Raw genomic sequence first — 6,000 nt, forward strand, 5'->3', positions numbered from 1 at the left:
TAAGGTTCCTGCATTGCCAGGGAGAGCTGTATGACACTTGTCATTTTACCCGCCGCTCCAAGAGTGTTGATCGCCGAGGCCGACCCCTGGTCCCGGGACCTGCTCAAGGAAGTGTTGTTGAACGTCCGCTGCGATGCGCGGCTGGATTTGTGCGCTGATGGCCAGCAAGCGCTGGAGCTGTTGGCGACCAACCCCTATGACCTGGTGATCGCCGATTGGGAATTGCCCGGTGTCGATGGCCTGAATGTCCTGCGCAGCATCCGCCAGCGCAAACGCAAACCGCCGATGCCGTTCATTCTGATGAGCAGCCGCAACGACAGCGCCAGTGTGCGTGAGGCCTTGCCGTTGGCGCCGGCCGCGTACCTGACCAAACCGCTGAACATGGAAAGCCTGACCCACCGCTTGCAGGGGTTGCTGCTCAATGCCGGCGAAGAAGTGTCGTGCGAAGTGCCAGCGCTGGCATCGGGCATGACGTTGTCGGTGTACCTGGAGCGCCGCCGCGAGTTGGCTGAAGGCGCGCCGCTGATGACCGACGTGCAAGTGGCGGTCAAGCGCAGCCTCAACCCCAATGGCCTCGATCTGGGCGTGCTGGAGAGCGAAATCCGTACCGATCCGCAGGTCACGGCTGTGCTGATCGCGGCAGCCAACAGCGCGGCCCAGCATCATGGTGCTGCCGTGCAAACCCTGTCCCAGGCGCTACATCGCCTGGGCACCGGGCAGAGCATGAACCTGATTCTGGGGCTGACGCTCAAGCGCAGTGCCCGGCTCAGCGATCCACAACTGGCCGACTATGCCGAACGGTACTGGGAGCTGTCGCTGCATACGGCGGAATACGGCCGCACGCTGGCGCGCTTGCTCGACCTGGATCAGGAGCGCTGCTATTGCGCCGGCATGTTGCATCGGCTCGGTGACCTGGCCTTGCTGCGCTGTTTGCAGGAGTGGAAGCAGGCCGGTGGCGTACTGGACGAGCAGGAGGAAGTGGGAGAAGCGCTGGCTGAGTACGGCGCGGCCTACGGTTCTGCCCTGCGCACGCGCTGGCGCCTGCCGCTGGAATTGCGCGAGCTGATTGCGGCGGCCTACCAGCTCGGTGGCGGGGTTTATTCCCGTGAAGCCCTGGTGATGAACATGGCAGCGCAACTGGCGCGCCTGACGGAGCATGAGGGCATCGAAGACCTGGCGAAGAGCCGGACGGCGCGCTTGCTCAAGATCGGCTTGCCGGAACTGATGCGCCTGCGAAAAAAATAAACTCGACGCAAACCCTGTAGGAACTGGCTTACCAGCGAAGGCGGACAACTTGGTGTGTCAGATGCATTGCTTTCGCTGGCAAGCCAGCGCCTACAAGGTTTAGGTCGTGACGATTCGGTTCTTGCCTTCGCGCTTGGCCTGATACATCGCGGCATCCGCTCGGGCAAACAGGCTTTCCACGTTGGGGTCTTCGGCGGTCAGGCTGGTCAGGCCCTGACTGATGGTGATGGCGAACGTGCGGCCTTCATGGCTGAAGCTCAACCGCTGGATCTCCCGCTGCAAGCGCTCGGCCACTTGCAGGGCCATCTGTGGCGTGCAGCCGGGAAACACCGCGGCGAACTCCTCGCCGCCAATGCGCCCGAACAGGTCGCCACGGCGCAACGCGGCGCGACCGCTTTCAGCGATGCGTTGCAGCACGTTGTCGCCTTCCTGGTGGCCATAGGTGTCGTTGACGATCTTGAAGTCATCGATGTCCAGCATCAGGAACGACAGCGGCTCGTCCTTGCCTTGGGCGTGTTCGAACGCCTGTTGAGCGCATTCGAAGAAATGACGGCGATTGCTGCTCTGGGTCAGCGCGTCGGTGGTGGCCAGGCGCAGCAACTCGGTTTCCATGTGCTTCTTGTCGGTGATGTCTTCGGCAATGCCGACGATGATCACCGGCTGACCGGGTTCCGCCTGGCGATTGATGAAACACTTGTCGCTGAGCCAGCGTACCTGGGCATCGCTGGTGACGATCCGATACTCGCGGTCTTCTACGGCGCCGCTGTCCAGCACTTGGGCGAGGCTACGCTCGGCATAGTCCAGGTCGTCGGGGTAGATGCTGTCACGCCATTGATCGCTGTCGGCCAGCAGCAAGTCGGCCGAGCGGCCGAAGATCCGTTCATAGGCGGGGCTGACGTAAAGCACCTGGCGGGTTTCCCAGTCCAGCGCCCAAAGCACCGCGTTGACGCTCACCAGCAGCGTGCTGAACAACTGTTCGCGCTCGCTCAGGCGCGCGACTTCGCCTTCGGCGTGCATCAGCGCCATCAGGGTTTGCGCGGCTTCGGGCCAATGGGGCCTCGATGGGTCTTGCAGATTTTTCTGGGCCATCGACACAAATCTCAAAGGGCATGCCGCGGGTTCGAGCGCAGCCAACACCAAGCCCGCCGGGGATGGCGAAGTGTCTTTGAGATAGGGGATTTTGAGCTTAGTTCCCGCCGTGTGCGGCGAGGGCGCAGACGCCCGCCGGGCGGTATGGATGGGCCAACAAGACCATGAAGCCCTGTAGGAGCGAGTCTGCTCGCGAAGTGGATTATGCCAGTCAACTCAATATTGATTGGCACGCCGCTTCGCGAGCAGGCTCGCACACAGGTTTTTCAGGCGGCGGTTGGGCGCAGCGAGTAGGTCTTCAGCTGATCGGCGAAGTCGCGCAGGGATTGAATCCCGCTGGCTTCGGCTTCGTGTACCCAGTCCTTGATGGCGGCGAGCATGTCGTGGCCATTTGAGCTGGTCTTGACCCAGATCTGCTGCAGGGCCAGGCGTTTCTCGTAGATCACCTTCAGCGCCTGGCTGTGTTCGAGCATGTTCTGGATGCGCACGTGGTGCTTGTCGTCCAGCAGACTGGTCTCACGGGACAGCAGGCGCTTGGCGCGGTGGAACTGGTGGCGGACCGAGTGATCGACCTTTTCCAGCTCTTGCTTGACCAGCGGCCCGATCACCAATTTGCGGTACTGGGCCATGATCTGGAAGCGGTTGTTGAGGATCGCCATGGCGGTGTCCATGTCCAGGCTGCCCTTGCCTTCGACGCGATGGGCAATCGGCGCGACCCGCTGAACCTTGGCCAGACGCAGGAAGCTGAAGACTTTTATCCATGCCCAGCCGAGGTCGAATTCCCACTTCTTCACCGACAGTTTTGCCGAGTTAGGGTAGGTGTGATGGTTGTTGTGCAGTTCTTCACCGCCAATCAGGATGCCCCACGGCACCAGGTTGGTCGCCGCATCGCGGCATTCGAAGTTGCGGTAGCCAACGGCATGGCCCAGGCCATTGACCACACCGGCGGCCCAGACCGGGATCCACATCATCTGGATGGCCCAGATGGTGATACCGATGGTGCCGAACAGCAGCAAATCGATCACGGCCATGATCGCAATACCCAGCAGTGGATAACGGCTGTAGAGGTTGCGCTCGATCCAGTCTTCGGGACAGTTCTTGCCATAGATGCGCAGGGTCTCGGGGTTTTCCGCTTCGGCGCGATACAGCTCGGCACCTTTGCGCAGCACCGTGGACAAACCCTTTATGACCGGGCTGTGCGGGTCATCGACGGTTTCGCATTTGGCGTGATGTTTGCGGTGGATAGCGGTCCACTCGCGGGTGTTCTGCGCCGTGGTCAGCCACAGCCAGAAACGGAAGAAATGCTTGAGGCCGCCATTCAGCTCCAGGGAGCGATGGGCCGAGTAACGATGCAGATAGACCGTGACGGCGATGATCGTGACGTGGGTCATCAGCAGGGTGACTGCCACCAGTGACCAGGCCGACAAGCCAAGAAAACCTTCGTACCACATAGGCTATAGGGCCCTCGATAAAGAAAAAACAGCCGTTGCATTATCACTAAGCCCACACAGAAAACCAGTCGCCCTTTCAGATAAGAGTGGCTGAATGTGTCTTTAATCTATAATTCCAACCTTTTTGTAAGGACATGGATCGCCAGATGTCTGCCACCTATCGCGATGCCTTGCGTGCAGCGCTGCTCTATCTGTTGCTTTCTGTGATTTGGCTGCAGATCAGTGGCTATTTATTGAACAGTTTCTTCGATAGCTCCGCCGAGCAACTGCGATGGCAACTGATCAACGGTTATGCCTGGGTGCTGTTCAGCGCCGGGTTGATCTTCATTGCCCGTGCGCGATTGCTGCGGTGCCTGGGGATCGGCGCCACGATGCACGAGCGCAATGCCAATCGCGAGCGCCTGCGCCAGGCAGCGGCGGTGTTCGATTGCACGCGCGAGGGTGTGCTGGTCACCGATCGCAACGGCGTCATCGTGCATGTAAACCGGGCATTCATGGAGATTACCGGTTACGGGTACGAGGATGTGCTGGGACAGCGGCCCAACCTGTTCAAGTCCGGGCGACATTCCCCCGAGTTTTACCAGGCGATGTTTGCCACCCTCGACAGCGTGGGCGAGTGGAGCGGGGAGATCTGGAACCGGCGCAAAAGCGGCGAGATCTACCCGCAATGGCAGACGATTCGCCTGATTCACGATGATTACGGCCAGCCGAGCCAGTACGTGGCGGTGTTTTCCGACATCAGTGCGATCAAGAACTCCGAACACGAATTAATGCACCTGGCGCACCACGATCCGCTCACCGACCTGCCCAACCGCCTGCTGTTCACCGACCGCGCCGAGCAGGCACTCGCCTCGGCGCAGGCCCACAAGCGCGGCTGCGCACTGCTGATGATCGATCTCGATCACTTCAAGATGATCAACGACAGCCTCGGACACACCATCGGCGACCAATTGCTCAAGGGTGTGGCCGAGCGTTTGAGTGGCATGTTCGGCCCGGGCATTACCCTGGCACGGCTGGGCGGTGATGAGTTCGCCGTGCTCGCTGAAAGTTGCCCGCAACTGGTTCAGGCTGCTGCGTTGGCCCAGCGGATTATCGATGGCTTGAAAGAGCCGTTCCTGATCGATGGGCATCAACTGTTCATCAACACCAGCATCGGCATCAGCCTGTTTCCCAGCGATGCCTTGAGTGCCGAGCAACTGCTGCGTAACGCTGATTCGGCACTGTTCAAGGCCAAGAGCACAGGTCGCAACGGCTATGCCCTCTACACCGAAGAGCTAACGGCCCACGCCCAGCAGCGGGTCGAACTCGCGTTCGAATTGCACCGCGCCCTGGAGCAGCAAGAGCTGCGGGTTTATTACCAGCCGATTCACGACCTCGGAACCAGTCGGCTGATTGGCGTCGAAGCGTTGGTGCGGTGGCAGCATCCGCAGCGGGGTCTGGTGTCACCGGGGCAATTTATCCCGGTCGCCGAACGTACCGGTCTGATTGCCGAGATCGACGCCTGGGTCATGGCGCAGGCGTGCCGGCAAATGTGCCAATGGCAGCAGGACGGGGTGGTGCTGTCCTTCGTCGCGGTCAATGTTTCCTCGCGCCTGTTCGCCCGGCGGGAGCTGTATCAGCAGGTGGCGCAGGTGCTGCGTGATACCGGGCTGGATCCGGCCTACCTGGAATTGGAAGTCACCGAAAGCGCCGTGATGGAGGACCCGGAAGTCGCGCTGGAGCAGATGCATCGTCTGCGTGAGTTGGGCGTGCGCCTGGCCATCGACGATTTCGGCACGGGCTATTCATCACTGTTGCGGCTCAAGCGCCTGCCGGTGCAGAAGTTGAAAATCGACCAGGGCTTCGTCGCCGGCTTGCCGTGGGATGAGGACGACGCGGCGATCTCGCGGGTGATCATTGCGCTGGCCAAGAGCATGGGCATGCAAGTGCATGCCGAGGGCATCGAGCAGGTCGAGCAGGCCGCTTTCCTTCTCGATCACGGGTGCGATCTGGGTCAGGGTTACTGGTTCGGCCGGCCGATGCCGGCGGCGCAACTCGACTGGATGCACGCGCCAGCGATCGGTCATCCACAAATCCTGTAGGAGAGCACTTGCCCGCGAAGGCGGTGTGTCAGCCTGTGAAGATGCCGAGTCGGACGGCCCCTTCGCTGGCAAGCCAGCTCCTACGGTGGATTTGTGGCGTATGTCGATGCTGTAAACGACACCGCCCTCTGTAG

4 protein-coding genes are annotated in these 6,000 nt (G+C 61.0%); 2 read left to right on the forward strand and 2 right to left on the reverse strand.

The window, feature by feature from the left end:
- Positions 1-30: 30 nt before the first annotated feature.
- Positions 31-1,245, forward strand: coding sequence for an HDOD domain-containing protein (locus tag J1D76_RS24910; RefSeq protein WP_421141014.1), 1,215 nt, complete (start codon positions 31-33; stop codon positions 1,243-1,245).
- Positions 1,246-1,344: 99 nt separating this feature from the next.
- Here the strand turns inward: J1D76_RS24910 and J1D76_RS24915 are convergent, their stop codons facing one another.
- Both J1D76_RS24915 and desA read right to left on the reverse strand, forming a co-directional pair.
- Entirely contained in the window at positions 1,345-2,334 is a 990-nt protein-coding gene (locus J1D76_RS24915) for a sensor domain-containing diguanylate cyclase (RefSeq protein WP_421141015.1), read from the reverse strand.
- Between the two features lie 266 nt (positions 2,335-2,600).
- Complete coding sequence (gene desA / locus J1D76_RS24920; RefSeq protein WP_421141017.1) at positions 2,601-3,785, reverse strand: delta-9 fatty acid desaturase DesA; 1,185 nt, start codon at positions 3,783-3,785, stop codon at positions 2,601-2,603.
- 146 nt (positions 3,786-3,931) lie between these two features.
- Between desA and dibA the strand changes: the two genes are divergently transcribed.
- Positions 3,932-5,866, forward strand: a complete 1,935-nt coding sequence (gene dibA / locus J1D76_RS24925; RefSeq protein ID WP_421141018.1) for a phosphodiesterase DibA — start codon at positions 3,932-3,934, stop codon at positions 5,864-5,866.
- The last annotated feature ends 134 nt before the right edge of the window (positions 5,867-6,000 follow it).

The sequence above is a fragment of the Pseudomonas sp. NFX15 genome, assembly GCF_049132105.1.
In the GTDB taxonomy this organism is placed as follows: Bacteria; Pseudomonadota; Gammaproteobacteria; order Pseudomonadales; family Pseudomonadaceae; genus Aquipseudomonas.

What these genes read in the sequence shown, in the direction of transcription:
- J1D76_RS24910 (WP_421141014.1), top strand. Translation starts at nt 31, where the DNA reads ATGACACTTGTCATTTTACCCGCCGCTCCAAGAGTGTTGATCGCCGAG.
- J1D76_RS24915 (WP_421141015.1), bottom strand. Translation starts at nt 2,334, where the DNA reads ATGGCCCAGAAAAATCTGCAAGACCCATCGAGGCCCCATTGGCCCGAA.
- desA (WP_421141017.1), bottom strand. Translation starts at nt 3,785, where the DNA reads ATGTGGTACGAAGGTTTTCTTGGCTTGTCGGCCTGGTCACTGGTGGCA.
- dibA (WP_421141018.1), top strand. Translation starts at nt 3,932, where the DNA reads ATGTCTGCCACCTATCGCGATGCCTTGCGTGCAGCGCTGCTCTATCTG.